Raw genomic sequence first — 23,725 nt, 5'->3', positions numbered from 1 at the left:
CACACATCCGGCCATCAGGCCGCCGAAGCGGCCTGCTTGTCGGTCTTGTGGAAGTCCAGTTCGCCGTCGCGCACATCGACCTCGATACGGGTCCCGGGACCGAACTCGCCGGCCAGGATATGCTGGGCCAGCGGGTTCTCCAGCTGATGCTGGATAGCGCGCTTGAGCGGCCGGGCGCCGTAGACCGGATCGAAACCGGCCTCGCCCAGCTTGTCCAGCGCGGCATCGCTGAGCGCAAGCTCCATGTCGCGGTCGGCCAGGCGCGCGCGCAGGTAATCGATCTGGATGTTGGCGATCTCGCGGATCTGCTCGCGCCCCAGCGGATGGAACACCACCACCTCGTCGACGCGGTTGATGAACTCGGGCCGGAAGTAGCCGCCCACGACCTCCATCACGGCGGACTTCATCCGGTCGTAGTTCTCCTCGCCGGACAGCTGCTGGATCTGCTCGGAGCCCAGGTTGGAGGTCATCACGATCACGGTGTTGCGGAAATCCACGGTCCGGCCCTGGCCGTCGGTCAGGCGCCCGTCGTCCAGCACCTGCAGCAGCACGTTGAACACGTCCGGATGCGCCTTCTCGACCTCGTCGAGCAGGATCACCGAGTAGGGCTTGCGGCGCACCGCCTCGGTCAGGTAGCCGCCCTCCTCGTAGCCGACATAGCCGGGCGGGGCGCCGATCAGGCGCGCGACCGAATGCTTCTCCATGAACTCGGACATGTCGATGCGCACCATGGCCTCTTCGGTGTCGAACAGAAAATTGGCCAGTGCCTTGGTCAACTCGGTCTTGCCGACACCGGTCGGACCCAGGAACAGGAACGAGCCGTTGGGCCGGTTGGGATCCGACAGGCCGGCGCGCGAGCGGCGGATGGCGTCGGAGACGGCCTTGACCGCCTCGTCCTGGCCCACCACGCGGTCGCGGATGGCTTCCTCCATACGCAGCAGCTTCTCGCGCTCGCCCTCCAGCATCTTGGACACCGGGATGCCGGTCCACTTGGAGACCACCTCGGCGATCTCCTCGTCGGTGACGCGGTTGCGCAGCAGTTTCATCTCCTGCATCTCGGCCTGAGTGGCCAGGTCCAGCTGCTTCTGCAGCTCCGGGATCCTGCCGTACTGCAGTTCGCCGGCGCGGGTGAGATCCCCGGCACGCTGGGCGGTCTCCAGTTCCTTGCGGGCGCGCTCCAGTTCCTCCTTGACATGATGGGTGCCCTGGACCGAGGCCTTCTCGGCCTTCCAGATCTCCTCCAGGTCGGAGAACTCGCGCTCCAGCCGAACCAACTCCTCCTCCAGCGTGGTCAGGCGCTTCCTGGACGCCTCGTCGCTTTCCTTCTTCAGCGCCTCGCGCTCGATCTTGAGCTGGATCATGCGCCGCTCCAGACGATCCATCTCCTCGGGTTTGGAGTCGATCTCCATGCGGATGCGCGAGGCGGCCTCGTCGACCAGGTCGATGGCCTTGTCGGGCAGCTGGCGATCGGTGATGTAGCGGTGCGACAGGGTGGCCGCGGCGACGATGGCCGGATCGGTGATCTCCACCCCGTGGTGGACCTCGTACTTCTCCTTCAGCCCGCGCAGGATGGCGATGGTGTCCTCCTCGCTGGGTTCATCGACCAGCACCTTCTGGAACCGACGTTCCAGGGCGGCGTCCTTTTCGATGTACTTGCGGTATTCATCCAGGGTGGTCGCACCCACGCAGTGCAGCTCGCCGCGAGCCAGCGCGGGCTTGAGCATATTGCCGGCGTCCATCGCGCCCTCGGCCTTGCCGGCGCCGACCATGGTGTGCAGCTCATCGATGAACAGGATGACCTGGCCTTCCTGCTTGGCCAGGTCGTTGAGCACGCCCTTGAGGCGTTCCTCGAACTCGCCGCGGAACTTGGCCCCGGCGATCAGCGCGCCCATGTCCAGGGACAGCAGGCGCTTGCCCTTGATGCCGTCCGGCACCTCGCCATTGACGATGCGCTGGGCCAGGCCCTCGACAATGGCGGTCTTGCCCACGCCGGGCTCGCCGATCAGCACCGGGTTGTTCTTGGTGCGGCGCTGCAGCACCTGGATGGTGCGGCGGATCTCGTCGTCGCGGCCGATGACCGGATCCAGCTTGCCCTGCTCGGCCCGCTCGGTCATGTCGATGGTGTATTTCTCCAGCGCCTGGCGCTGGTCCTCGGCATTCGGGTCGTCGACCCTGGCGCCACCGCGCATGTTGTCGACGGCCTGCTCGAGCAGTCCCTTACTGGCACCGGCCTTGCGCAGCAGTTCGCCGACCGCGCCCTTGTCCTCGACCGCGGCCAGCACGAACAGCTCGCTGGAGATGTACTGATCCTTGCGCTGCTGGGCCAGTTTGTCGGTGATATTGAGCAGCCGGCCCAGATCGTTGGAGATGTGCACCTCGCCGGCGCTGCCCTCGACCCGGGGCAGTTTCTCCAGTGCCTCGCCCAGCTGCGAGCGCAGCAGGTTGACATTGACGTCGGCCTGGGTCAGCAGGTGGCGGACCGAACCGCCCTCCTGGTCCAGCAGCGCGATCAGCACATGCACCGGTTCGATGAACTGGTGATCCTGGCCCACGGCCAGGCTCTGGGCGTCGGCCAGCGCCATCTGGAACTTGCTGGTCAGCTTGTCCATCCGCATGATTTTCGTCTCTCCACTCGCCTGATTTCTGATTACCCTACAGATGGGGCGGCAACGGGAACATTTCAAGCCATGCTGGCGGCTCCCGGCGGCCTGTTTTCTGTCAGATATAGCAGATAGCGGCGGAAACGCATTGATTCAACTCAGCAGAACGTGACCCCGGCGGCTGTCTCGCGGGCGGCGGGATGGGTATGATCGGCCCCACGGGCGGCTCGACCGGGCATCGCCGGCAAGCGGAGGAACGGCTTATGAATCAGATCGGCAAGGCATTCCTGCAGGGCCTGGCGACCGTGCTGCCGGTGACCCTGACCCTCTACCTGGCCTGGCTGCTCGCCATGGGCGCGGAACGCATCATGGGGCGGGCAGTACGGCTGCTGCTGCCGGAGGGCTGGTACTGGCCGGGCACCGGACTGGTGCTGGCCCTGATCGTCATCACGATCATCGGCCTGGTGGTGCGGCTGCCGCTGATGAAGCTGCTGCTGCGGCTCAACGACGCCGTGTTCCGCCGAATTCCCATCATCAAGACGCTCTACTCCACCATCAGCGACTTCACCGATTTCGTTGCCCATATGCAGGACCGTCAGGACACCGGGCGACCGGTGAAGGTCAGGCTCTGGGATGATACCGAAGTGATCGGCCTGGTCACGGACCCGGATCCGAAGCTGGCAAACAACGCGGAGGGCGGCGACAGCCAGCGGGTGCTGGTCTACCTGCCCATGAGCTACCAGCTCGGTGGCTACACGCTGCTGATCAACCGCGACCGGCTGGAGCCGGTGGACATGCCGATGGAGGATGCGCTGCGGTTCGTCATCACCGCGGGGGTGAAGGGTGGGGAGAAATGAAGTTCAAGAGCGCCACGGAATACACGGAAAACACGGAAAACACGGACATGAGAATATCAATATGTTGCCCCGACGCTGCGCGCCGGGCAACAGGCCGGCATTGTCTACACGCAATTTTCCGTGTATTCCGTGGCGCTCTCAGGATTTTTTGTACACCTTGCGCCGGAACAGGTCGTTGCGCCGGCTGACCAGCCGGTCGAGGAACAGCAGCCCGTCCAGGTGGTCCATCTCGTGCTGCACGGCGCGTGCCTCGAACCCCTCCATGTCGAAGGTCAGCGGATTGCCGTCGGGATCGCACGCCTCCAGGTGGACGCGTTCGGCCCGGATCACGTTGCCGGTGTAGTCCGGCACCGACAGGCAGCCTTCCCGCCCCAGGGCATAGCCCTCCCACTCGGTGATTTCGGGATTGACCAGCACCAGGTAGCCGTGATTCGGCACCGGCTTTTTCATCTGCGACACATCCACGATCACCACCCGGATGAACTGTCCCACCTGCGGCGCGGCGATGCCCACCGCCCCGGGACCGGTGCGGCGGGTCTGTTCCAGATCGGCGATGAAATCACGCAGCGACTGATCGAACGCGGCCACCGGTTCGGAGACCTGCTTCAGGCGCTCGTCGGGATAGGTCAGGATGTCAAAAACAGCCATGCTTGGGTTCCGGGTAAACGCTGCCTCACCCGATCAGCGTCTCGATCGGCTCGATGTCCACGTCCATGCCCTCGCGATGCACGATCTCCAGCGCCGAGCGCAGGGCCTCGATGCCCTCGCGGGCCCGACCCTCGATGGTCATGACATAGAGCGGTTCGGTCTCGCTGCCGCCGACGTCGGACTGCAGATCGGTGATATCCAGGCCCGCCTCGGCCAGGGCCGAAGTGACCTGGGCAACGATCCCGGCGCGGTCGGCGCCGTAGACGGTCACCCGCACATCCGGAATATGGTGCCGATGCAGACCGCCCTCGATCCGGTCCACATGCAGACGCAGACCGAGTGATTCGGCCTCGTTGTCCAGCAGCGACTGCAGCTGCTTCACACTGCCGCCGAACCTCACCATCAGCATGATGGTGAAGTTGCCGCCCAGGCGCATCATCGAGGCCTCGCCGAGGTTGGCCCCGCCCTCGAACAGGGCCGAGGCCACCTTGGCCACGATCCCGGGCCGGTCCGCGCCGACCAGCGTCACCATGAACCATCCGCTCATAAGTTTCTCCGTAAAAAATGGCCACGGAAAGCACGGAAAATATGAAGTCAATGATGCGTAGGTCGGATCAGCCCGCAGGGCATAACCCGACACACGAACCGCGGACTGCGTCGGGTTACGCTTCGCTAACCCGACCTACAGATGCTGCAGCAAGGAACATGCAATTGTCCGTGCTTTCCGTGTTTTCCGTGGCGCTTTTTCTCCTCAATGCAACGTCGCGTGGGCGGCGTAGATGACCAGCACGCCGGCGGCGATCAGGACCACCTGCTGGGCGGTGGCGGCAGCGTGCACCCGCTTGTGCAGGCCCGGGATCAGGTCGGCCACGGCGACATAGATGAAGCTGGAGGCGGCAATGGCCAGCACAAAGGGCAGTGCGGCCTCGGCCTGCTTGAGGCTGACATAGGCGATCACGCCGCCGACCAGGGTCGCCAGGCTGGAAATGATATTGAAGACGAAGGCCCGCAGGCGGCTGTAGCCGTTGTTGAGCAGGATGGCGAAATCACCCACCTCCTGCGGGATCTCGTGGGCGGCCACCGCCAGGCTGGTCACGATTCCCAGATGAATATCGGTCAGGAAGGCCGCGCCGATCAACACGCCATCGACCAGGTTGTGCACGGCATCGCCGACCAGTATCAGGGTGCCGGCGGCCGGGCTGTGGCCGTGGTCGTGCGCCTCGGGCTCGTCGACGGCATGGACCTCGCAGTGGGCCTCGTGGCAGTGGCGCCACAGCACCAGTTTCTCCAGCAGGAAAAAGCCCAGCACGCCCAGCAGCACAGTGCCGGAGATGATGTGGTAATCGTCGATCCCGGGCGAGGCCAGGGCATGCGGCAGCAGGGCCAGGAAGGCCGCGCCCAGCAGGGCGCCGATGGCGAAGCTGACCAGGTGCGGCAGCAGGGCCGTTCTGACCCGCTCGGGGAACAGCAGGTAGGCGCCGGCGGCAATCACGCTCAGCGCGCCGCCCAGCAGGCAGAACAGCAGGATCCAACTCAGTAACGGCATGGCATCGACATTATTCTACGGCGAAACCGGGATCATACCGCAGCGGGCGTGCGGAGTAATCCCGGGGTGGCGGCGTGAACGCAGAGGACGCGGAGGCGCAGAGACGCAGAGGAACTATGATCCATTTCCATTTCGTCATCCCGGCGAAGGCCGGGATCCAGAGGGTTAAGACATACAGATACCGGCCTTCGCCGGCATGACGGAGAAATCAGGGCCTTCATGAATATAAAAAATCTCTGCGTCTCCGCGCCTCTGCATCCTCAGCGTTATTGTCACCGCTGCCCGGCTCATCCACCCAGCCAGATCAGGCTGGCCATGCGCCCGGTGGCACCGTCGCGGCGGTAGGAATAGAAGTGTTCCGGCTCGCTCCAGGTGCAGCGGCCGCCGCCGTAGATAGCCGTTACGCCGCGCGCCTCCAGGCGCTGACGTGCCAGCGCATAGAGATCGGCATACAGTTCACCATCCCGGTGCTGAAACGCCTGCGCGGCATGGGGATCCTGGCTGACGAAGGCCTCCCGCACCTCTTCACCCACGGCGAAGGCCGCCGGACCGATGGCCGGCCCCAGCCAGGCCAGCACCGATCCGCCGGGAACGCCCAGCCGGTCCAGCCCGGCCTCGATCACTCCGGCGGCGAGGCCGCGCCAGCCGGCATGGACCGCCCCGACCCGGTCAGCGTCGCGCGCGCACAGCAGCAACGGCAGACAGTCGGCCGTCATCACCACACAGACCCGTCCCGCCCCCCCGGCCACGGCCCCGTCGGCCGGACCGGGTGCGGCACTGTCCAGGTCGAGGATGCCGGTACCGTGTACCTGTTCCAGCCAGGCCGGCTCCGTCGGAAGTGAGAGGGCTTCGCGCAGGCGGGCGCGATTGGCGGCAACCGCCGCCGGATCGTCCCCGACATGCCCGGCCAGGTTCAGACTGGCATAGGGCCCGGTGCTCACACCGCCGGCACGGGTGGTGCTCACTGCCTGCACGCCGGCCGGGGCCGGCCAGTCGGGGACGATCCAGTCATGACCGCGCGTCATGAGGCCTCCCGGTCCGCGTCCAGCACCTCGATCAGACGCTGCATGTCCGCGGGCATCGGGGCCTCCCAGGCGCAGGCCTCACCGGTTGCCGGGTGCACCAGGGCCAGGCGTTCGGCGTGCAGGGCCTGGCGGCGAAAGCCCTGCAGCGCGGCGCGCGCCGCCTCACCGGCACCGGCCGGCAGTTTCATCCGCCCGCCATAGACCGGGTCACCGACGATGGGATGGCGGAGATGCGCCATATGCACCCGGATCTGATGGGTGCGCCCGGTCTCCAGCCGCACCCGCAGCAGGGTGTGACCGCGGAAACGCCGCTCGACCCGGTAGTGGGTCACGGCCGGCTTGCCGCCGTTGCGGCGCACCGCCATGCGCTTGCGGTCCACCGGGTGGCGGCCGATGTTGGCCTCCACCGTGCCGCCGGCCGTCAGCATGCCCTGCACCAGGGCCAGGTATTCGCGGGTCACGCTGCGCGCCTGCAATTGCGCGACCAGGGCGTGATGCGCCGGCAGGGTACGGGCGACCACCATCAGGCCGCTGGTGTCCTTGTCCAGCCGGTGCACGATACCGGCCCGCGGCAGGTGCGCCAGCGCCGGGTCATGGTGCAGCAGGGCATTCTGCAGGGTCCGGTCGGGATTGCCGGCGGCCGGGTGCACCACCAGGCCGGGCGGCTTGTTGATCACCAGCAGGGCCGCATCCTCGTGCACGATCTCCAGCGGGATGGCCTGGGCCTCGACCGGCCCGGCCCGGGGCAGCTCGGCGGCGATCTCAACCCGCTCGCCGCCCGCAAGACGCTGGCGCGGCAGCGCGCATACGGTTCCGTCCAGCCGCACCTCGCCGGCACGGATCCACTGCTGGATGCGGCTGCGCGAGTAGTCAGCGAAGACCTCGCTCAGGATCTGGTCCAGGCGCTTGCCGGCCGCCTCCGGCGGCAGGGTCGCCTGCAGCTGTATACGTTCGTTCACCGTTGCTTCCATTTCCCGCCCACGGGCGACGAGGCGATACCGATTCAGTTATACTGCCGGTTCGTCACCCAGCAGGCCAGCGAGTCCGACATCCATGCTGCGAAAAATCCTCTGCCTCCTCGTCCTGATCAGTCTGACGGCCGGCTGCGGCCTGCTGCCCGACAAGATCGACAAGACCCGGGACTGGTCGGCGCAGAAGCTCTACACCGAGGCCCGGGACTCGCTGCAGAGCAAGAATTACGAGCAGGCCATCGACCTGTACGAGAAGCTCGAGGCCCGCTACCCCTTCGGCCGCTACGCCCAGCAGGCGCTGCTGGAGTCGGCCTACGCCTATTACAAGTATGACGAGCCGGACTCGGCCATCGCCACCCTGGACCGCTTCATCAAGACCTACCCACGCCATCCGCACCTGGATTATGCCTACTATCTGAAGGGACTGGCGAACTTCAACCGCGGCCGCAACATCATCGACCGGATACTGCCGCAGGACGAATCCGAACGCGACCCGGGCGCGGCGCGGGATTCCTTCTTCGACTTCCAGGAACTGGTCCGGCGCTTCCCCGACAGCCGCTACGCCGAGGATGCCACCCTGCGCATGCGTCACCTGCGCAACAACCTGGCCCAGCACGAAGTGAATGTGGCCGATTACTACATGCGCCGGGGGGCCTATGTCGCCGCGGTCAACCGCGCCGAACGGGTGATCAGGAATTTCCAGAACACCCCGGCAATCCCCGGGGCGCTGGAGATCATGGTACGGGGCTATCGCAAGCTGGGGCTGGACGAACTGGCCGCGGATACCCTGCGCATCTATCGCCTGAACTATCCGGAGCGGGCGGCGGAGCTGTAAAGAGCAAGAGCGCCACGGAATACACGGAAGGCACGGAAGATTTCATGTTGCCCGTTTCGGGACATGTAGGTCGGGTTAGCGCAGCGTAACCCGACAGGCCTGGCAGCTACGTCGGGTTACGCCCTTCGGGCTAACCCGACCTACGGATGCATCCTGATCACTTTGTCCGTGTATTCCGTGGCGCTCTTGAACTTCCTTCAGATCGCTTCCTGATCCTCTTCCCCGGTGCGGATGCGCACGACCTTTTCGACCTCGGTGACGAAGATCTTGCCGTCGCCGATCTTGCCGGTGCGCGCGGCGTTGGTGACCGCCTCGATGCAGCGCTCGACCTGGTCCTCGTTGACCACGATCTCGAGCTTCACCTTGGGCAGGAAGTCGACTACGTACTCCGCCCCCCGGTACAACTCCGTGTGTCCCTTCTGGCGCCCGAAGCCCTTGACCTCGATGGCGGTCATGCCGGCGATACCGATCTCCGACAGGGCCTCGCGCACGTCGTCGAGCTTGAACGGCTTGATGATGGCTTCGACTTTTTTCATTACTCATCTCCGGCGGATGCGGGAATCCGGGCACGATACCGCAAAGCGGGTTGCGGGAAAAGCGCCCGGCATACAATCAAGAGCGCCACGGAATACACGGAAGGCACGGAAAGCACGGACAAATAAAAAAATCATCCACGTCATTGCGAGCGCAGCGTGGCAATCTCGTAATGAAGCACCAGTCGGCAAGAGATTGCCACGGCGCTGTGCGCCTCGCAATGACGGAGCCAATTTTTATTTTTGTGGGATTTTCCGTGCCTTCCGTGTATTCCGTGGCGCTCTTGTCACACATCCTGCTTGTCCTGCAGCTGGGTAGCGAGATAGCCCGAGGTGATGGGATAGCGTCGGTCGCGGCCGAAGGCGCGCCCGGTGATGCGCACCCCGGGCGGGGCCTGGCGGCGCTTGTACTCGTTCTTGTCCACCAGCCACACCACCCGGCGCACTATTGCCTCGTCGTAGCCCTCGGCGACGATGTCGCCGATGCCCTGGTCGCGCTCGACATAGCGCTCCAGGATGGCATCCAGCACCGGGTAGGGCGGCAGGCTGTCCTGGTCCTGCTGGTCGGGGGCCAGCTCGGCCGAGGGCGGGCGCACCAGGACCCGGTGCGGAATGATCTCGCGTTCGCGGTTGATGTATTCGGCCAGTTCATAGACCCGGGTCTTGGGCACGTCCTTGATCGGGGCGAAGCCGCCGGCCATGTCGCCATAGAGGGTGGAATAGCCCACCGCCACCTCGCTCTTGTTGCCGGTGGACAGCAGGATCTTCCCGAACTTGTTGGAGATAGCCATCAGGATGATGCCGCGGCAGCGGGCCTGGATGTTCTCCTCGGTCACGTCCGGTTCGCGTCCGGCGAACTCCTTTTCCAGCACCCCGAGGAAGGCGGCAAAGGGCTGCTCGATAGGGATGGTGCGGTGGGTCACACCCAGGGTATCGGCCTCGGCGCGGGCGTCCTCGATGCTCATGTCGGCGGTAAAGCGCGAGGGCATCAGCACCGCCTCGACCTGATCCGGGCCGAGCGCATCCACCGCCACGGCCAGGGTCACGGCCGAGTCGATGCCGCCCGACAGGCCCAGCACCGCGCCGCGGAAGCTGTTCTTGTGCGCATAGTCGCGCACGCCCAGCACCAGGGTCCTGTAGACGCTCTCGATCACCGAGGGCAGCGGCGTGACCTCGCCCGGCACCGGCCGCCAGCCCTCGCCCTCGTCGCGCAACTCGACCGGATACAGCCCGGCCGTGCAGGCCGGCGCGCGCTGGGTGATGGTGCCGGCCCCGTCCATGACGAAGGACTCGCCGTCGAACACCAGTTCGTCCTGGCCGCCGACCAGGTTGGCGTAGACCACCGGCAGACCGGTTTCCCTGACCCGGTCGCGCACCACCGCCTCGCGCTCGGCGCTCTTGCCGACATGGAAGGGGGAGGCATTGATGTTGACGATCAGATCCGCGCCCTGCTCCCGGAGTCGGGCGCAGGGGCCGGGGCTCCAGATGTCCTCGCAGATGGTCACGCCCAGCTTCGCGCCATTGATCCCGACCACGCAGCCGCCCTCGCCCGGGGCGAAGTAGCGCACCTCGTCGAAGACCAGATAGTTGGGCAGGTGCTGCTTGAAGCAGGTGGCCAGGATGCGCCCGTCACGGATGACCGAAGCCGCGTTGTGCAGCCCGGCCGGGCTCTGCTGGGGATGGCCGACGATGACATGGATGCCTTCGACCCGCTTCTTTATATACTCCAGCGCCTCCAGCACATGGATGTGCAGCCCCGGGCGCAGCAGCAGATCTTCGGGCGGATAGCCGGTCAGGGCCAGTTCCGGGAACAGCACCGCATCGGCCTGGAACTCGTCGCGGGCACGCAGGGCGGCGGCGACCACCTCGCGCGCATTGCCGTGGACGTCCCCGACCAGGAAGTCCATCTGGGCCATCACCAGACGCAGGCTGCGGCTCATGGATTGCGTCCCGCTAACCGAGCAGACCGGCCATGGCCTGGCCCATCTGCGCCGGGGAGCGCACCACGGTGACGCCGGCGCCCTCGAGCGCAGCGATCTTGGCTTCGGCCGTGCCGCTGCCGCCGCTGATGATGGCCCCGGCGTGGCCCATGCGCTTGCCTTTCGGCGCCGTCACACCGGCGATGTAGGCCACCACCGGCTTGCTCACCTGCGCCTGGATGAACTCGGCGGCCTGCTCCTCGGCGCTGCCGCCGATCTCACCGACCAGGATGATGCCGCGGGTATCGGGGTCGGCCTCGAAACGCTGCAGGCAGTCGATGAACTCCAGCCCGTGGACGGGATCGCCGCCGATGCCCACACAGGTGGTCTGGCCCAGCCCGGCCAGGGTGGTCTGGTAGACGGCCTCGTAGGTGAGCGTGCCGGAGCGGGAGACGATGCCGATGCCGCCCGGCTTATGGATGAAGCCGGGCATGATGCCGATCTTGCAGGCGCCGGGCGTGATCACGCCGGGGCAGTTCGGACCGATCAGATCCACCCCGCTACCACGCAGGGCGGCCTTCACCTTCAGCATGTCCTGCACCGGGATGCCTTCGGTGATGCAGACGATCACGCGGATGCCGGCGTCGGCCGCCTCCAGGATGGCATCGGCGGCGAAGGCCGGCGGCACATAGATCATGCTGGCGTCGGCACCGGTCTCGGCCACGGCCTGGCTGACGGTGTCGAACACCGGCCGGTCCAGGTGGGTCTGGCCGCCCTTGCCGGGGGTGACGCCGCCGACCAGGTTTGTTCCATAAGCGATGGCCTGTTCGGAGTGAAAGGTCCCCTGCTTGCCGGTGAAGCCCTGGCAGATGACGCGGGTGCTGCTGTCGACCAGAATACTCATGAATATAGTTCCAGGTTGTAACTCCCGTAGGTCGGATTAGCCCGAAGGGCGTAATCCGACACCTTGGCCGCACATCGTCGGGTTACGCTGCGCTAACCCGACCTACTCGCTTCCCCCCGTGCGGCGGCCGCAACGACCTTGTCGGCCGCATCGGTCAGGTGTTCTGCTGTCGTGATATTGAACCCGGACTCGGCCAGCAGTTCGAGGCCGCGCTCGACATTGGTGCCCTCCAGCCGCACCACCACCGGCAGCTGCACATGGACTTCGCGCACCGCCTGGATGATCCCTTCGGCGATGAGATCGCAGCGCACGATGCCGCCGAAGATATTGACCAGGATGGCCTCGACCTTGGGATCGGACAGGATCAGCTTGAAGGCCTCGGCCACCCGCTCGGCCGTCGCGCCGCCGCCCACATCCAGGAAGTTCGCCGGCTCGCCGCCGTGCAGCTTGATCAGGTCCATGGTAGCCATGGCCAGACCGGCGCCGTTGACCATGCAGGCAATGTTGCCGTCCAGGGTGATGTAGTTGAGGTCGTGCTCGCGGGCACGGCGCTCCTTCTCGTCCTCCTGGCTGGGGTCGTACATCTCGCCCAGCGCCGTCTGCCGGTAGAGGGCGTTGTCGTCGACATTGATCTTGGCATCCAGCGCGACCAGTTCGCCGGCCTCGGTGACGATCAGCGGGTTGATCTCGACCAGGCTGAGATCGCGGTCCTGGAACAGCCGCGCCAGGCCCAGCAGGATGCGGGTGAAGGCGCCGATCTGTTTGCCTTCCAGTCCCAGCGCGAAGGCCAGCTTGCGGCACTGGTAGGGCTGCAGGCCGGCGGCCGGATCGGCGTGCTCGGTCAGGATGGCGGCGGGATCGGTGGCGGCGACCTGCTCGATGTCCATGCCGCCGCTGGCCGAGGCCATGACCACCAAACGCTCGGCGGCGCGGTCGACCAGGGCACCGACATAGAGTTCGCGCGCCACCGCGCTGGGCTGCTCGACCAGCAGGGTCTCGATGGGCAGTCCCCCGGGGCCGGTCTGGTGGGTGACCAGCCGACTGCCGAGCAGGGAATCCGCGGCCTCGCCCACCGCCGCCGGGCTGTCGACGATGTGAATCCCGCCGGCCTTGCCGCGGCCGCCGGCATGCACCTGGGCCTTGACCACCCAGCGGCTGCCGCCGAGCTTGTCCGCGGCCTGGGCGGCCTCGTCGGCGCTGCGCACGATCAACCCCGGCGGCACCGGGATGCCGTATTCGGCGAACAGCTGCTTGGCCTGGTATTCGTGCAGATTCATCGCGAGGCGTCCTGACTGTTATTGTGGCGGCTATTCTGGAACATTCCGGCTTCGGGCGCAAAAGCGACGTCTGCTGGTATACCCTGTCGCCCCCTGCTCAATCCTCCCCCGTCAAGGGGGAGGAAGACAGCTTCCCCTCCCCCTCGTGGGAGAGGATTGAGGGGAAGGGGCGTTTCTGCGCACCACCCACGCTTGCCTGCAACGCCCAGACACGGGAAACTAGCGCGATGGGACTCATCCGCCTCATCATCCTCGGCATCGTCGTCTACCTCGTCTGGCAGCTGATCAAGCGCTGGCAGAACAAGCCGTCCAGCCGGGTTTCACACACCCGGGACAAGCGTATCGACGGCAGCATGGCGCGCTGTGACTACTGTGGTCTGTTCGTGCCGAAGGACGAGGCCATCGAGGCGAACGGCCGCCACTACTGTTCCGAGGCGCACCGCCTGGCCGACGGCAGGGATCAATGAAGCGGACCGGCTACGCCGTCCCCTCCGCCCTGCGCAACGCCGACCGGCAGGATTCACTGACCTGGAAGCCGCTGCGCTTTCTCACCCTCTACCGTCTGGTGCTGGCCGCACTGCTGGTGCTGCTGTTCTTCCTGCTCCCCGGCGCACGCAACCTGGGCAGCGACAACCCCTGGCTCTACGCCGTAGTCAGCCTGGGCTACTTCCTGTTCGCCCTGGTGGTCGGCTTCAGCACCCGGCTGCGCCGCCCGGGTTTCCAGCTGCAGGTGCTGCTGCAGATCACGGTGGATATCCTCGCCATCGTGCTGTTGATGTATGCCAGCGGCGGGCTGGACAGCGGACTGGGCATCCTGCTGGTGCTGGCCGTGATCGCCGGCGCCATGCTGATGCCGGGGCGCATGGCCTTCTTCTTCGCCGCCGTCGCCACCCTGGCCCTGATGGCCGAATTCGCCTACCGCTACCTGACCTATGCCGGCCTGGACTCGTCCCAGTTCACCCGTGTCGGCCTGCTCGGCATCACCCTGTTCACCGCCGCCAGCCTGGCCTGGCTGCTGGCCAAAAGGATCCGCGAGAGCGAGGCCCTGGCCGAACAGCGCGGCGTGGACCTGGCCAACCTGGCCCGGCTTAACGAATATATCGTTCAACGGCTGCAGTCAGGCATTGTGGTGGTGGACCACCGCGAACGGATACGACTGATCAATGACGCGGCCTGGGTGATGCTGCAGATCCCCACCGAAGCCCGGCCCGAAAGCCTGGCCGCCCTGTCACCGGAACTGGCCGCGGCCCTGCGGACCTGGCAGCAGAATCCCGGCCGGGAACCGGAGGTCTTCCAGCCGCCGCGCTCGGAGGCGGTGCTGCAGCCGCGCTTCACCCGCCTGGGCAGCGGCACCGATGCGGCCACCCTGATCTATCTGGAGGACACCGCACTCATGGCCCAGCAGGCCCAGCAGATGAAGCTCGCGGCCCTGGGCCGGCTCACCGCCAGCATCGCCCACGAGATCCGCAATCCGCTCGGGGCGATCAGCCACGCCGATCAACTCCTGGGCGAGAGCCCGAACCTCGGGGACGCCGACCGGCGGCTGGTCGAGATCATTGCCAGTCACGCCGACCGGGTCAACGGGATAGTCGAGAACGTGCTGCAGCTCTCCCGCCGCGGCACCACCCAGCCGCAGCGACTGCTGCTGGCCGACTGGCTGAACGAGTTCGTCGACGACATGATCAACTACCAGAACCTGGACAGCGACACCGTCACGGTGGACATCGACCCGGTCGACCTGCAGATCGAGTTCGACCCGGGCCAGCTCAATCAGCTCGTATGCAACCTGATCCAGAACGCGCTCAACCACGGCAGCCGCAGCGGCCAGACACTTGAGGTGAAACTGGTCGGGCGGATCGCCGAATCCGGCGCGCCCTGCCTGGATGTGATCGACAACGGCCCGGGCATCGACAGCGAGGCCCTTGGCAGCATCTTCGAGCCCTTCTTCACCACCTCGGCCAACGGCACCGGCCTGGGACTGTACCTGGCGCGCGAACTGGCCGAAATCAACCGCGCCCGGCTGAACTACATCGAGCGTGAAGAAGGCGGCAGCTGTTTCCGCATCACCTTCGCGAGGGTGGATTAAGATTCTGAAAGAGCGCCACGGAATACACGGAAAGCACGGACAAATCCATTATCTTAGCCGGCGCGCTGCGCGCCGGCGGCATTGCTTTCAACCTTTCGTGTTTTCCGTGTGTTCCGTGGTGCTCTTTGAAGTACCGTAGGATGGGTGAAGCGAAGCGCAACCCATCGCGCCTGTGATGGGTTACGGCACACAACGCCTCTACCCATCCTGCGCTGCGTATCAGACATGTTATGATTTAGTGGATTTCGTGGCGCATTCTCACAACCGCAGGAACCCGCATGCCCCGCTACCGCGCACTCGTTGTCGATGACGAACCCGACATCCTCGAGCTGATCGAGATCACGCTCGGGCGCATGGGCATCGACACCACCGCCGCCGCCGATCTGGCCGCGGCGCGCGCGCAACTCGGCAACGGTGAACGCTTCGACCTGTGCCTGACCGACATGCGCCTGCCCGACGGCTCAGGCCTGGACCTGGTCGCCGAGATCCAGGCCGGCCGCCCCGACCTGCCGGTGGCCGTGATCACCGCCTACGGCAACATGGACACCGCTGTGCAGGCGCTCAAGGCCGGTGCCTTCGACTTCGTCTCCAAGCCGGTGGACCTGCAGGTGCTGCGCAACCTGGTGGGCACCGCACTGAAACTCTCCGATACCCGCAGCTTTCCCGCGCGCGACCGTCGCTCCCGCGACGAACTGATCGGCGACTCTGCCCCCATGCAGCGCATCCGCGCCCTGATCGCCAAGCTGGCCCGCAGCCAGGCGCCGGTCTACATCAGCGGCGAATCCGGCACCGGCAAAGAACTGGTCGCCCGGCTGATCCACGACAAGGGCCCGCGCGCCGAACAGCCCTTCATCGCCGTGAACTGCGGCGCCATCCCGGCCGAGTTGATGGAAAGCGAGTTCTTCGGTCACAAAAAAGGCAGCTTCACCGGCGCGGCCGGCGACAAGGAAGGGCTGTTCCAGGCTGCCAGCGGCGGCACCCTGTTCCTGGACGAGGTCGCCGAACTGCCCCTGCACATGCAGGTCAAGCTGCTGCGCGCCATCCAGGAGAAGGCCGTGCGCCCGGTGGGCGAGCAGCGCGAGGCGCCGGTGGATGTACGGGTGCTGACCGCCACCCACAAGAACCTGGAGCAGCTGGTGCGCGACGGCCACTTCCGCCAGGACCTGTACTTCCGCATCAACGTGATCGAACTCAAGGTCCCGCCCCTGCGCGAGCGGCGCGAAGACATCCCCCGGCTGGTCGAGCACCTGCTGAACAAGCTCGGCCACGACGCCCGGCACCGGCTGAGCGACACCGCAGTGCAGGCCCTGCAGGCCTACGACTTCGCCGGCAACGTGCGCGAGCTGGAAAACATCCTGGAACGCGCTGTCACCATGGCCGAAGGCGAGGTGATCGAGGTCGAAGACCTGCACCTGCAGACGAACACGGCAAGCGAGCAACCGACCACGGCCGGTAATCCACCGCCGCCCGGCAGCGTCCCGCTGGAGGACTACCTGGGCGAGATCGAGAAACAGGCGATACTGGATGCCCTGGAACAGACCCATCAGAACAAGACCGCCGCCGCCGAACTGCTGGGCCTGAGTTTCCGCGCCCTGCGCTACCGCCTTAAGAAGCTGGGACTGGACTGAGTCCCCTGCCCGTCATCCCCAGAATGCCCACAACTGCACCCCCTTCAGCGCAGCGACACAACACGTCACCCAGGTGACAAAATTTGTCACCTGGACCCACGGAATTTTGTGACCGGCGTCACATGCGCAGGCCCAGAACAGCCCCAACCCACAACGCTTTAAATAATTATCTATCTGTTTTTAATAATATTAATTCTATGCCGGAAAGAGTGGCCAGCCACATGGCACACCTCATGCTTCCCTGAGACCACGACCGGCGCCAGCATGGCCCCGCCGTCGCCACCGACACATAAATTTTGGGAGATTCACCATGAAGAAGACACAGCAGGGTTTTACCCTTATCGAACTCATGATCGTGGTCGCGATCATCGGCATCCTGGCCGCCATCGCAATCCCGGCCTATCAGGATTACACCATCCGGGCGAAAGTCTCAGAAATCATGGGCCTGGCTGCCAAGGACAAGTCGAGCGTTTCGGAATATTACATCTCCATGGGACAGATGCCCACTGTTGCGCAGTCGGGTGTCAGCACAGACGCAGGTCAGAGCACGTATGTGTCGAACATCGCATATGCTCAAAATAGCACGACCGAGGGCCAACTCACATACACTGTTACTAACCTCGGCGCAGCAACTGGCACCATCGTATTTGTAGGAACCGGAGCGTCAACAGGCGTTAGCTGGACCTGTAATACGGGCACTGTCGACGCAAAATATCTGCCGGCAAACTGCCGCTAAGCACAGCGGATAAGTCACACAGAGAAAAGCCTCCAAACGGGGGCTTTTCTCGCTTTACCCGTAACCAACATGAACCACAAAACAATCAATCTACGAGACCTGACCATAGCAGCCATTTTTCTCGTTTTATTGGCAGGCACCTACTTGATTTACCAGCCTGGCCTGCTTGGCAGTTTTTTCGTTTTCGATGACGCCGCAAGTCTACGCTCACTCAATTCGCATGGCGGGATCACATCAATCCGCAATGCCCTAATTTTCATTGCCTCAGGCGACACCGGCCCAACAGGACGACCTCTATCGCTTGCGAGTTTTCTGCTCGACGATCAGTACTGGCCAGGCAACCCTGGAGACTATCGGAACAACAATCTGCTGCTGCACCTACTGGCCGGGGTTCTACTTTATACCTTCTTACGTCAACTCCTGCGCATGAGCCCTCTGGGTATGGGGCAGCGTGAACTGGTTTCACTTGGCGTAACCGCCCTATTCTTACTCCATCCTCTCAACACGACGACCGTGCTGTACATCATACAGCGGATGACCATTCTATCGGCAATCTTCGTTCTAGCAGGTCTGGTCATCCATCTTCACCTGCGCCAGCGATTCCAACTGCGAGAACATTACAACTGGCGTGAGTTATCTGCGATCGGTATCAACCTGACCCTGTTTACCGGACTGGCGGCCCTGAGCAAGGAAAACGGCATCCTACTCCCCCTGTTCATCCTGGCAATAGAATTCAGCTTTTCAAACCGACTTCCACCCCTGCGTATCCGGACACCAGTGTCGATTCCACCACGCTATCGGGCAGTAACCGCCGCACTTGCAGCAACCATCATTGCTGCACTGACACTGTGGCTCATGCAGGACAGGATCACTTCAGGTTACACAACCCGGCCATTCACTCTGAGTGAACGCCTGTTGACCGAAGCGACCATATTGCTCGACTATCTGCATAAAATCCTGTTCCCCAAGATCATTGGCCTGAGCCTGTTTCACGATGATTACCCCATCCGTGACAGCTTAACCATACAGGTAGCATTGTCAGTCGCCGTTCTTTTTTCGCTTGGCATGATCGCCATCACGATGAAAAAACGCGCTCCGGTACTCAGTTTAGCCATACTATGGTTCTTTATCGGTCACTCGATCGAGTCGACCATACTGCCCTTGGAACTGTATTTTGAACACCGCAACTATCTGCCCATGCTCGGCCCCCTATTGGCCCTTGTTTATTATTGCGTGAAAGGTGCAGGCATGCTGCAACTGCCTCCTATGCGGAAGATATTCCCGATCATCCCACTCATGCTTCTACTGGTCATGCCCCCCCTTACCCACCAGACATCGAAGGCCTGGAGCCACGACAGCCAATTATTCTCCAAATGGGCGATGGAGCATCCACAGTCACTCAGGGCCAATTTGGCCTTTGCCCAATATCTTGCAGAAAACGGTGCCCATGAACGCGCAAACACTTATTACAACCAGATCGTATCGGAGTTCCCTGAGGCAGTCACAGCACGCATTCACCTGATAAACTCAAACTGCATTAACGAATTTCCGACACATGACGAGATGAACGCTCTCATTAGCCGTTTAGATAATAAGAAATATTTCCTGAACATTGAAATCCTGAGCGCAATGCGGACGCTTGCGGCCACTGTCGCCGCAGGACAGTGCAAGGATTTTTCACACAACCATCTGCTTAAACTGACCAGAAGACTCCAGTCAACCCCTTTCGCCTCGGTATCCAGAAAGGCCGCAAGCCACCTGCATGATATCGAGGCCGATATTTATATAACGCAAGGCGATCTTTCAAACGCCATGACTGCCCTGGATCGGGTTTTTCAGCATCAGCCGACAGCAGACATCCCTTTGAAACAGGCGGTTATGCTGGCATCAGCAGGGCTTTATGAATACGCACTAGAAAAAACCGATATCGCGTTAGAGGCAGACTCGAAACGACGCCTGTTAAGACCCTCGAGAAAGGTCGAAATCGAAACGCTAAGGAAACGCATAAAAAAAGCTATAGAACACCAAGAAGAAACGACCTAAACCAAAGGATCAACCACGACCGATGAAATGCAGCATAGTCATCCCAGCCCGGAACGAAGGCCCTTCACTGCAATCATTATTGCCACGCTTACAGGCACTAGGAATCGCTGATGAGATCATCGTGGTCGACGATGGTTCCACTGATAACACAGACGTAATCTGCGCAGAATTTAACGCAAGAGTTATCCAGCACCCATATTCTCATGGAAACGGCGCCGCAATTAAAACCGGCGCGCGTGCGGCTCAAGGAGACATCATTGTTTTCATGGATGGGGATGGCCAGCATGACCCGGCCGATATTCCACGCCTGCTGAGCACGCTGGAGAGTGGAATGGACATGGTTGTCGGGGCTCGAAGCGGCGGCTCGCAGGCCAGCATCGGCCGCGGGATCGCCAATTCGATCTACAACAAGCTGGCAAGCTACATGACCGGACACAGGATCGAAGATCTCACATCGGGCTTTCGTGCCGTCCGTGGTGATAAATTCCGCGAATTCCTCCATCTGCTTCCGAACGGATTCTCCTACCCCACAACCATCACCATGGCTTTCTTCCGTGCCGGATACTCGGTGGGTTACATACCTATCGCAGCCAGTCGCCGCACGGGCAAGAGCCACATCAGGCCGTTGCGCGACGGGCTCCGTTTTCTGATCATCATTTTCAAGGTAGCCACCCTCTACTCCCCTCTCAAGATCTTCGTGCCCGCCAGTGCAGGCATGTTTATGATCGGAATCGGGTATTACCTCTACACATTCGTCAATTATGGCCGCTTCACGAACATGTCGGCGCTGTTGCTCACGACCTCGGTGCTGATATTTCTGATCGGGCTGATATCAGAACAGATCACGCAATTGATGTACAAGGACTGACCGCATCACGGAATGGACCCTTTGCCGAAACTATTATTGCTGACGCGCAACATGCCACCCATCATTGGCGGGATGGAGCGCCTGATATGGCACATAGCGCATGAACTGAGCACCGAATTCGACGTGCGTGCGGTTGCCCCTACAGGCTCGGCTGCGCATGCACCAGAGGGAGCAGTGATCACCGAAGTGCCAATCAGGCCGCTGTGGCGGTTCATTGCGCAGCTTTTGTTCTCAGCCGCGTTGATTTCGATGAGGTGGCGCCCACAGATCATCTTCGCCGGAAGCGGCCTGACCGCTCCGATTGCATACATCCTTTCCCGGCTGACGCGCGCAAAATCGATTGTCTACCTGCATGGCCTGGATATAGAAATCAGAAATTATTTCTATCGGCTCATATGGATTCCGCTTATCCGGCGCTGCGACCGCGTGATTGTCAACAGCAGCAACACAAAACGACTCGCAATCGCCGCCGGAATCAATGAAGCGGATATAGAAATACTTCATCCAGGCGTGGACCTGCCGGACCTCGATCAGGCGCAGGACGCAGCGAATGATTTCTTACATCGGCACAACCTTCACGACGCCCCTCTGATGCTGTATGTTGGCCGAATAAACGAGAGAAAAGGCCTTGCCCCATTTGCGCAGAACATACTCCCTCGGGTAATCGATGCCGTACCCGCAGCCAGACTCGTAGTGATAGGTGACGAGCCGCGGCACGCCCTGCACCAGGGCAGGCGCATTCTCGATCAGGTCCGCAATTCGATAACGGACAATCACCTTCAGGAACATGTTCTTTTTCTCGGCGCCCCGGCTTATCATGATCCCGTACTCGACCACGCCTACTTTGCATGCAGCGTTCTCGTCTTCCCGGTTCAGGATATCCCCGGCGACGTGGAAGGATTCGGCATGGTTGCGCTTGAGGCCGCGGCACACGGCACACCCACGGTTGCCTTTTCCGTTGGCGGCGTTCCTGACGCTGTCGAGGACGGCGTATCGGGCAGGTTGATCAATCCCGGTGATGATGCAGCATTCGCCGAATGCCTGAGCAGTTACCTCAACCCCGGGAAGACCGCACCTGACATGGCCTGCAGATCGTTTGCAGAGGATTTTTCATGGAAATGCTTCGGCGAAAGGCTCCGCCACATATGCTTGCACACCTAGAGCCTTCACCCGCATATATCCGGAGCAGCGCGAGGTGACCGTCAGAAAACGCGGGCAGAAGCTGTTCTATGGGGCAGTCTCATCGGCATTCCTGGTACTGGCCAGCGTCTACCTGTACCACAACCTGCCCGATCTGAGTTCACTTCCTTACGTTGGGGCGCCTTATGCCCTGGCTCTCCTGGCAGCTTCAGTTTCGGTATTTGTCTTACTGGGACAGGAACAACGCATCCTGCTCAGGTTCTACAATACTGACCTGTCACAGCTCGAATCCTTCTCGCTGGTCGTAAGCAACAATTTTCTGAATTACTTTCCTGCCAAAGCCGGCATTGCCGCCCGCGGCATCTATTTCAGGACCACCCACGGGCTTCCCCTGACTCATTACACAGCCGCGACCATTTCCGCGCAGCTCATCCACCTCCTGATCGCCGGCATTATAGGCGCAATCACCGGAATGCTGCTGATACAGACGTTACCTCACTCCCCCGCCCTGAACTCCATAATCGTTGCGTTTTCCGTACTCGGACTGGCATCGGCCGCCGTCCTGATGCTCGCACGCCATATCAGCAGCTGGTTCAGCAGATCCAATCTCGGCCGACGTTTTTCAGCCCTCGCCGACGCGCCCTCATTCGCGTCTGCGCCAAAACCCCTGGCTGTTTATTCGACACTGATTGTATTAACTTTTCTTCTGATGTCGGCGCGATTGTGGCTGAGTTTCGATGTTTCGGGCATCAGGCTCTCCGCACTTCAAGTACTGCTTATCCAAACTGCAGCAGCCGCAAGCATCGCCTTTTCCGTGCTTCCTGGAAACATCGGCATCAGGGAAGGCGTGATTGTGGCTATTGGCGCGGCCCTGGGGCTGCCGCCAGGCACGGTTCTGGCTGCCGCCCTTCTTGACCGGCTTTCAGCCCTTGCCATCTCGTTTACATGCGGGCCGTTATTCATCTCCCGGCTGATACGCCGCATGCAGGTCAGTCAGCAGAACCGTATCTAGCCCTCATTCAGTCCCTGTCATAACCCCAGCGCCGCCGGAGTGGATCACACCAGGCCTCCACGGCGCTGCGTACATCTTCATCAGTTTCGTCAATATTGCGTTCCGGGGCCGCATTCTCGATCTTCTCCAGCATCCCCTCCTGGATTTGCGGCGCGAAGCTGTTGCCCTTGTATTGTCCGAGAAATTTCGCCATTGCCATGAAATTCGATTGTTTCTCGGCATGGTAAAAAAGGTCTTCGAAGCGGTAGATGTCGATATTCGGATCCCTGTCTGCCGCATCGGCAATACGGCTGTACACCAGAGTCCAGAACCACGCCAGTCTCTCGGCCGCATTCATGCTTTTCCACTTTTCCGCTGCCGGCCTGTCTCCGATCATCTCGGGATTGATTCGCAGGCCAAGCATGGAGACATAATCCCTGCCCCCATAGCGATCATTCTTCTTGAGGTATGAGCGTATCCATGATTCCGGGTTCCGCACGATGCCCACCACCTTGTAATTGCTGAAAACCCTGGGCAGGACCGGCAGCAGCCCATAGAACGCATAGTTGGATTCGATTATGAGTCCGGCATGCTGTGCGGCATAGAATCGCTGTCGGTGCTTGATGACCTGGTGCGCAGCTTCGTCTCCCGTCATCCTGCCTGCGACATATTTGTCGCTGATGTGACGCAATCCAGTCCTGCCCAGCATTTTTCCGACCAGGCCCTGGTAGATCCCGAAATTCGCCACCACCCACCGGGTGTCTTCGACCAAATGCCGCTGGTGAATGGTGTCAGGCTCATGAAACGCGACCGAATCCGGAAATACCCGCCCCAGATTCTTGCCCAGGAATGCCGTTCCGGTACGCCCACCTGACACCACCAGACCGACAGGCTGCTCGATCTTCTGGTTTTGCAACTGCTCTTGCACTTCAATACCCCTTCCGGAGATCCAATCTCGTCTTATACAGTGAAACTATTCCTGATAATATGCGGTGTTACGTACTTGATACAGCTTTTTCATAAGAAAATATAATTATTGATAAATTTTATTTATCTTCAAGAAATCCCTACCTTCTGCCGACACACTAATGGTATTTTGGCCAGTATCGGCTGAGCCG

General features: G+C 62.3%; 21 protein-coding genes. 10 read left to right on the top strand and 11 right to left on the bottom strand.

Going from position 1 to position 23,725, the window contains the following annotated elements; translation table 11 throughout:
• Positions 1-14: 14 nt before the first annotated feature.
• On the bottom strand, positions 15-2,615 hold the full coding sequence (gene clpB, locus COW1_RS16095; RefSeq protein WP_096367026.1) for an ATP-dependent chaperone ClpB: 2,601 nt from the start codon (positions 2,613-2,615) through the stop codon (positions 15-17).
• A gap of 248 nt (positions 2,616-2,863) precedes the next feature.
• Between clpB and COW1_RS16090 the strand changes: the two genes are divergently transcribed.
• A complete protein-coding gene (locus COW1_RS16090) occupies positions 2,864-3,457 on the top strand; it encodes a DUF502 domain-containing protein (protein WP_157745682.1) in 594 nt (197 codons plus the stop codon).
• Positions 3,458-3,595: 138 nt separating this feature from the next.
• On the opposite strand, the gene def is transcribed toward COW1_RS16090, so the two are convergent.
• The 5 genes from def to rluD form a co-directional block, all read right to left on the bottom strand.
• Entirely contained in the window at positions 3,596-4,105 is a 510-nt protein-coding gene (gene def / locus COW1_RS16085) for a peptide deformylase (RefSeq protein ID WP_096367028.1), read from the bottom strand.
• Positions 4,106-4,130: 25 nt separating this feature from the next.
• Positions 4,131-4,652 carry a glycine cleavage system protein R gene (locus COW1_RS16080; RefSeq protein WP_201344775.1) on the bottom strand — a complete coding sequence of 174 codons (522 nt, stop codon included), beginning with the start codon at positions 4,650-4,652 and terminating at the stop codon, positions 4,131-4,133.
• A gap of 204 nt (positions 4,653-4,856) precedes the next feature.
• Positions 4,857-5,651, bottom strand: a complete 795-nt coding sequence (locus tag COW1_RS16075; protein ID WP_096367030.1) for a ZIP family metal transporter — start codon at positions 5,649-5,651, stop codon at positions 4,857-4,859.
• Positions 5,652-5,938: 287 nt separating this feature from the next.
• On the bottom strand, positions 5,939-6,676 hold the full coding sequence (gene pgeF / locus COW1_RS16070; RefSeq protein ID WP_201344773.1) for a peptidoglycan editing factor PgeF: 738 nt from the start codon (positions 6,674-6,676) through the stop codon (positions 5,939-5,941).
• Positions 6,673-7,635, bottom strand: coding sequence for a 23S rRNA pseudouridine(1911/1915/1917) synthase RluD (rluD, locus tag COW1_RS16065; RefSeq protein WP_370590873.1), 963 nt, complete (start codon positions 7,633-7,635; stop codon positions 6,673-6,675). The genes pgeF and rluD overlap by 4 nt, the downstream gene beginning before the upstream one ends.
• A 94-nt stretch (positions 7,636-7,729) precedes the next feature.
• Here rluD and COW1_RS16060 point away from each other — a divergent pair, with 94 nt between their 5' ends.
• On the top strand, positions 7,730-8,482 hold the full coding sequence (locus COW1_RS16060) for an outer membrane protein assembly factor BamD (RefSeq protein WP_096367033.1): 753 nt from the start codon (positions 7,730-7,732) through the stop codon (positions 8,480-8,482).
• Positions 8,483-8,679: 197 nt separating this feature from the next.
• Here the strand turns inward: COW1_RS16060 and COW1_RS16055 are convergent, their stop codons facing one another.
• From COW1_RS16055 to sucC, 4 genes are all read right to left on the bottom strand, one after another.
• Entirely contained in the window at positions 8,680-9,018 is a 339-nt protein-coding gene (locus COW1_RS16055) for a P-II family nitrogen regulator (RefSeq protein WP_096367034.1), read from the bottom strand.
• A 284-nt stretch (positions 9,019-9,302) separates the two neighbouring features.
• Positions 9,303-10,955: an NAD+ synthase gene (locus COW1_RS16050; protein WP_201344769.1), complete on the bottom strand. Its 1,653-nt coding sequence runs from the start codon at positions 10,953-10,955 to the stop codon at positions 9,303-9,305.
• 13 nt (positions 10,956-10,968) lie between these two features.
• A complete protein-coding gene (gene sucD, locus COW1_RS16045) occupies positions 10,969-11,838 on the bottom strand; it encodes a succinate--CoA ligase subunit alpha (RefSeq protein WP_201344767.1) in 870 nt (289 codons plus the stop codon).
• Positions 11,839-11,930: 92 nt separating this feature from the next.
• Complete coding sequence (sucC, locus tag COW1_RS16040) at positions 11,931-13,115, bottom strand: ADP-forming succinate--CoA ligase subunit beta (protein WP_201344765.1); 1,185 nt, start codon at positions 13,113-13,115, stop codon at positions 11,931-11,933.
• A 227-nt stretch (positions 13,116-13,342) separates the two neighbouring features.
• Here sucC and COW1_RS16035 point away from each other — a divergent pair, with 227 nt between their 5' ends.
• The 8 genes from COW1_RS16035 (at position 13,343) to COW1_RS16000 (ending at position 22,628) form a co-directional block, all read left to right on the top strand.
• Positions 13,343-13,582 carry a PP0621 family protein gene (locus COW1_RS16035; protein ID WP_201344763.1) on the top strand — a complete coding sequence of 80 codons (240 nt, stop codon included), beginning with the start codon at positions 13,343-13,345 and terminating at the stop codon, positions 13,580-13,582.
• Positions 13,579-15,201: an ATP-binding protein gene (locus COW1_RS16030; RefSeq protein ID WP_201344761.1), complete on the top strand. Its 1,623-nt coding sequence runs from the start codon at positions 13,579-13,581 to the stop codon at positions 15,199-15,201. The genes COW1_RS16035 and COW1_RS16030 overlap by 4 nt, the downstream gene beginning before the upstream one ends.
• Before the next feature lie 278 nt (positions 15,202-15,479).
• Positions 15,480-16,829 (top strand): sigma-54 dependent transcriptional regulator, encoded by a 1,350-nt coding sequence (locus COW1_RS16025; RefSeq protein WP_201344759.1) that lies wholly within the window; start codon positions 15,480-15,482, stop codon positions 16,827-16,829.
• A 310-nt stretch (positions 16,830-17,139) separates the two neighbouring features.
• Positions 17,140-17,565, top strand: coding sequence for a pilin (locus COW1_RS16020; RefSeq protein WP_201344757.1), 426 nt, complete (start codon positions 17,140-17,142; stop codon positions 17,563-17,565).
• Between the two features lie 69 nt (positions 17,566-17,634).
• Entirely contained in the window at positions 17,635-19,608 is a 1,974-nt protein-coding gene (locus COW1_RS16015) for a hypothetical protein (RefSeq protein ID WP_201344755.1), read from the top strand.
• 22 nt (positions 19,609-19,630) lie between these two features.
• Positions 19,631-20,476: a glycosyltransferase family 2 protein gene (locus tag COW1_RS16010; RefSeq protein ID WP_201344753.1), complete on the top strand. Its 846-nt coding sequence runs from the start codon at positions 19,631-19,633 to the stop codon at positions 20,474-20,476.
• Positions 20,477-20,497: 21 nt separating this feature from the next.
• On the top strand, positions 20,498-21,637 hold the full coding sequence (locus COW1_RS16005) for a glycosyltransferase family 4 protein (RefSeq protein WP_201344751.1): 1,140 nt from the start codon (positions 20,498-20,500) through the stop codon (positions 21,635-21,637).
• Between the two features lie 34 nt (positions 21,638-21,671).
• Positions 21,672-22,628: a lysylphosphatidylglycerol synthase transmembrane domain-containing protein gene (locus COW1_RS16000; protein WP_201344749.1), complete on the top strand. Its 957-nt coding sequence runs from the start codon at positions 21,672-21,674 to the stop codon at positions 22,626-22,628.
• Positions 22,629-22,635: 7 nt separating this feature from the next.
• On the opposite strand, the gene COW1_RS15995 is transcribed toward COW1_RS16000, so the two are convergent.
• Positions 22,636-23,535 (bottom strand): hypothetical protein, encoded by a 900-nt coding sequence (locus COW1_RS15995; protein WP_201344747.1) that lies wholly within the window; start codon positions 23,533-23,535, stop codon positions 22,636-22,638.
• Positions 23,536-23,725: the final 190 nt, after the last annotated feature.

The sequence above is a fragment of the Thiohalobacter sp. COW1 genome, assembly GCF_016629505.1.
GTDB classification, from domain to species: domain Bacteria; phylum Pseudomonadota; class Gammaproteobacteria; order Thiohalobacterales; family Thiohalobacteraceae; genus Thiohalobacter; species Thiohalobacter thiocyanaticus_A.
This window is presented reverse-complemented; position numbering and strand designations above follow the sequence as displayed.

Excerpts from the sequence above, each read along its gene's own strand:
- clpB (WP_096367026.1), bottom strand. The coding sequence starts at position 2,615 with ATGCGGATGGACAAGCTGACCAGCAAGTTCCAGATGGCGCTGGCCGAC.
- COW1_RS16090 (WP_157745682.1), top strand. The coding sequence starts at position 2,864 with ATGAATCAGATCGGCAAGGCATTCCTGCAGGGCCTGGCGACCGTGCTG.
- def (WP_096367028.1), bottom strand. The coding sequence starts at position 4,105 with ATGGCTGTTTTTGACATCCTGACCTATCCCGACGAGCGCCTGAAGCAG.
- COW1_RS16080 (WP_201344775.1), bottom strand. The coding sequence starts at position 4,652 with ATGAGCGGATGGTTCATGGTGACGCTGGTCGGCGCGGACCGGCCCGGG.
- COW1_RS16075 (WP_096367030.1), bottom strand. The coding sequence starts at position 5,651 with ATGCCGTTACTGAGTTGGATCCTGCTGTTCTGCCTGCTGGGCGGCGCG.
- pgeF (WP_201344773.1), bottom strand. The coding sequence starts at position 6,676 with ATGACGCGCGGTCATGACTGGATCGTCCCCGACTGGCCGGCCCCGGCC.
- COW1_RS16060 (WP_096367033.1), top strand. The coding sequence starts at position 7,730 with ATGCTGCGAAAAATCCTCTGCCTCCTCGTCCTGATCAGTCTGACGGCC.
- COW1_RS16055 (WP_096367034.1), bottom strand. The coding sequence starts at position 9,018 with ATGAAAAAAGTCGAAGCCATCATCAAGCCGTTCAAGCTCGACGACGTG.
- COW1_RS16050 (WP_201344769.1), bottom strand. The coding sequence starts at position 10,955 with ATGAGCCGCAGCCTGCGTCTGGTGATGGCCCAGATGGACTTCCTGGTC.
- sucD (WP_201344767.1), bottom strand. The coding sequence starts at position 11,838 with ATGAGTATTCTGGTCGACAGCAGCACCCGCGTCATCTGCCAGGGCTTC.
- sucC (WP_201344765.1), bottom strand. The coding sequence starts at position 13,115 with ATGAATCTGCACGAATACCAGGCCAAGCAGCTGTTCGCCGAATACGGC.
- COW1_RS16035 (WP_201344763.1), top strand. The coding sequence starts at position 13,343 with ATGGGACTCATCCGCCTCATCATCCTCGGCATCGTCGTCTACCTCGTC.
- COW1_RS16030 (WP_201344761.1), top strand. The coding sequence starts at position 13,579 with ATGAAGCGGACCGGCTACGCCGTCCCCTCCGCCCTGCGCAACGCCGAC.
- COW1_RS16025 (WP_201344759.1), top strand. The coding sequence starts at position 15,480 with ATGCCCCGCTACCGCGCACTCGTTGTCGATGACGAACCCGACATCCTC.
- COW1_RS16020 (WP_201344757.1), top strand. The coding sequence starts at position 17,140 with ATGAAGAAGACACAGCAGGGTTTTACCCTTATCGAACTCATGATCGTG.
- COW1_RS16015 (WP_201344755.1), top strand. The coding sequence starts at position 17,635 with ATGAACCACAAAACAATCAATCTACGAGACCTGACCATAGCAGCCATT.
- COW1_RS16010 (WP_201344753.1), top strand. The coding sequence starts at position 19,631 with ATGAAATGCAGCATAGTCATCCCAGCCCGGAACGAAGGCCCTTCACTG.